The organism is Methylibium sp., from assembly GCF_031393925.1.
In the GTDB taxonomy this organism is placed as follows: Bacteria; Pseudomonadota; Gammaproteobacteria; order Burkholderiales; family Burkholderiaceae_C; genus Methylibium.
Genome location: NZ_JANMWL010000267.1, coordinates 1 through 2,904, shown reverse-complemented (window position 1 = coordinate 2,904; position 2,904 = coordinate 1). Strand labels below are relative to the sequence as shown.

Sequence of the window (2,904 nt, the reverse complement as noted above, 5' to 3'; positions counted from 1 at the left end):
TGCTGGGCACCGGCGGCGTGGCGCCGCGGGCGACCTTGCGGCTGCAGACGCTGATTCCGTTTTGAGCCGGGCGCGGCCCGGGCGGGCCGGACCGACCGCACCCGGCCCCGTAAACTCGGCTGCTTTTTTGCGTCACCGCTGACCGAGCCCCATTCATGCTGAGCTTCCAGCAAATCATCCTGCGCCTTTCGCAGTACTGGGCCGACCAGGGCTGCGCGCTGCTGCAGCCCTACGACATGGAGGTCGGTGCCGGCACCAGCCACACCGCCACCTTCCTGCGCGCGCTCGGTCCCGAGCCGTGGAAGGCCGCCTACGTGCAGCCCACGCGGCGCCCCAAGGACGGCCGCTACGGCGAGAACCCCAACCGGCTGCAGCACTACTACCAATACCAGGTGGTCCTGAAGCCCGCACCGAGCAACATCCTCGAGCTCTACCTCGGCTCGCTGCAGGCGCTGGGCTTTGACCTCACGGTCAACGACGTGCGCTTCGTCGAAGACGATTGGGAGAACCCCACGCTGGGCGCCTGGGGACTGGGCTGGGAGGTGTGGTTGAACGGCATGGAGGTCACGCAGTTCACCTACTTCCAGCAGGTCGGCGGCATCGACTGCCGGCCGATCACCGGCGAGATCACCTACGGCCTGGAGCGCCTGGCGATGTACCTGCAGGGCGTCGACAGCGTCTACAAGCTGAAGTGGACCGAGGGTCTCACTTACGGCGATGTCTACCTGCAAAACGAGCAGGAGCAAAGCGCCTACAACTTCGAGCACAGCAATGTCGAGTTCCTGCTCTCGGCCTTTGACGCGCACGAAGGCAACGCGCAGCAGCTGATGGGCGAGCAGCTCGCGCTGCCGGCCTACGAGCAGATCTTGAAGGCCGCGCACACCTTCAACCTGCTCGACGCGCGCGCGGCGATCAGCGTGACCGAGCGCGCCGCCTACATCGGGCGCATCCGCAATCTCGCGCGCCAAGTGGCGCAGGGCTACGTGCAAAGCCGCGCCCGCCTGGGCTTCCCGATGGCACCGCGCGAGTGGGTGGCGCAGCTTGATCTCGAGAACAAAGAAAAGAAGGCCGCGTGATGAGTGCTGCCCGCAGCCTGCTGGTCGAACTGCTGGTCGAGGAGCTGCCGCCCAAGGCGCTGAAGAAGCTCGGCGAAGCCTTTGCGCACGCGCTCGGCGAAGGCCTGCGGGCCCAGGGTCTGGCCACCGAACATTCGGCAGTGACCGTTTACGCGACGCCGCGGCGCCTGGCCGCGCACGTGAGCGCGGTGCTGCCGGCGGCGCCCGACAAGGCGGTGTCGCAAAAGCTCATGCCGACCAGCGTCGGACTCGGCGCCGACGGCCAAGCCACCGCGGCGCTGCTCAAGAAGCTGGCTGCGCTCGGCGCCGACGCCAGCGCGGTGCCCCGGCTGGCGCGGCGCATGGACGGCAAGGCCGAGGCCTTGTTTTTCGACAGTCGTGTGACCGGTGCCACCCTGGCGCAGGGGCTGCAAAAGGCGCTGGACCAAGCGATCGCGCGGTTGCCGATTCCCAAACTCATGAGCTACCAGCTCGAAAGCGGTGAACTGCCAGGCTGGAACAGCGTGCAATTCGTGCGCCCGGCGCACGCGCTGGTGGCGCTGCACGGCGCCGAGGTCGTGCCGGTGACGGCGCTGGGGCTGGCCGCCGGCCGCGAGACCCGCGGCCACCGCTTCGAGGCGCGCATGGAGCCGGTGGTGCTGCAGCACGCCGACCACTACGCGCAGCAGCTGCTGGAGCAGGGCGGGGTGGTCGCCAGCTTCGCGGCGCGCCACGGCGAGGTCGCGCGCCAGCTGCAATCGGTGGCGGCACGCGAAGGGCTGGTGCCGATCGACGATGCGGCCCTGCTCGACGAGGTGACGGCGCTGGTCGAGCGGCCCAACGTGCTGCTGTGCCGCTTCGAGGAAGAGTTCCTCGCCGTGCCGCCCGAGTGCCTCATCCTCACGATGAAGGCCAACCAGAAATACTTTCCGCTGCTCGACGCGGCGGGCCGGCTCACCAACAAGTTCCTGGTCGTCAGCAACATCTCCCCCGACGACCCGAGCGCGGTGATCGGCGGCAACGAGCGGGTGGTGCGGGCGCGCCTGGCGGACGCCAAGTTCTTCTTCGATCAGGACCGCAAGAGGCGGCTCGAGGAGCGTGTGGCGGGGCTCGACAAGGTCGTCTACCACGGCAAACTCGGCATGCAGGGCGAGCGCGTCCGGCGCGTGCGCGCGATCGCCCGCGCCATCGGGCAGCAACTGGGCGGCGACGCGCTGGCGGCCAAGGCCGACGAGGCCGCCACGCTCGCCAAGGCCGACCTGCTGACCGGCATGGTCGGCGAGTTCCCGGAGCTGCAAGGCACGATGGGGCGCTACTACGCGCTGCACGACGGACGGCCCGAAGACATTGCGCTGGCCATCGAGGATCACTACAAGCCACGCTTTGCGGGTGATGGCCTGCCGCGCAACGAGGTCGGCCTCGCGGTCGCGCTGGCCGACAAGCTGGAGACGCTGGTCGGGCTGTTCGGCATCGGGCAGGTGCCCAGCGGCGACAAGGATCCGTTTGCGCTGCGACGGCATGCGCTCGGCGTGATCCGCATGCTGACCGAGCGGGCGCTGCCGCTCGAGGTCGAAGTGTTGCTGCGACTGGCCCTATCGGCCTTCGGCACGCGGATCGCAGACCCCTCGGCGGCACTGACCGACTTCCTGTTCGACCGCCTCGCGAGCAACCTGCGCGAGCAGGGCTACAGCGCGCAGGAGGTCGAGTCCGTGCTGGCGCTGTGCCCGCAGCGCCTGGCCGACGTGCCGCCGCGATTGGGCGCGGTGCGCGCCGTTTCCGCCATGCCCCAAGCGGCGCCGCAGGCCGCAGCCCACAAGCGCGGCGGCAACAACTTGAAGAAGGTCGAGGG

2 protein-coding genes are annotated in these 2,904 nt (G+C 69.2%); both read left to right on the top strand.

Annotation, left to right across the window (positions count from 1 at the left end; all coding sequences use genetic code 11):
• Positions 1–155 precede the first annotated feature (155 nt).
• A complete protein-coding gene (glyQ, locus tag RMO12_RS14000; protein WP_309624930.1) occupies positions 156–1,076 on the top strand; it encodes a glycine--tRNA ligase subunit alpha in 921 nt (306 codons plus the stop codon).
• Positions 1,076–2,904, top strand: a 1,829-nt coding sequence (gene glyS / locus RMO12_RS13995; protein ID WP_309639755.1) for a glycine--tRNA ligase subunit beta, incomplete at its 3' end; no start/stop codon positions are given. The genes glyQ and glyS, both read left to right, overlap by 1 nt.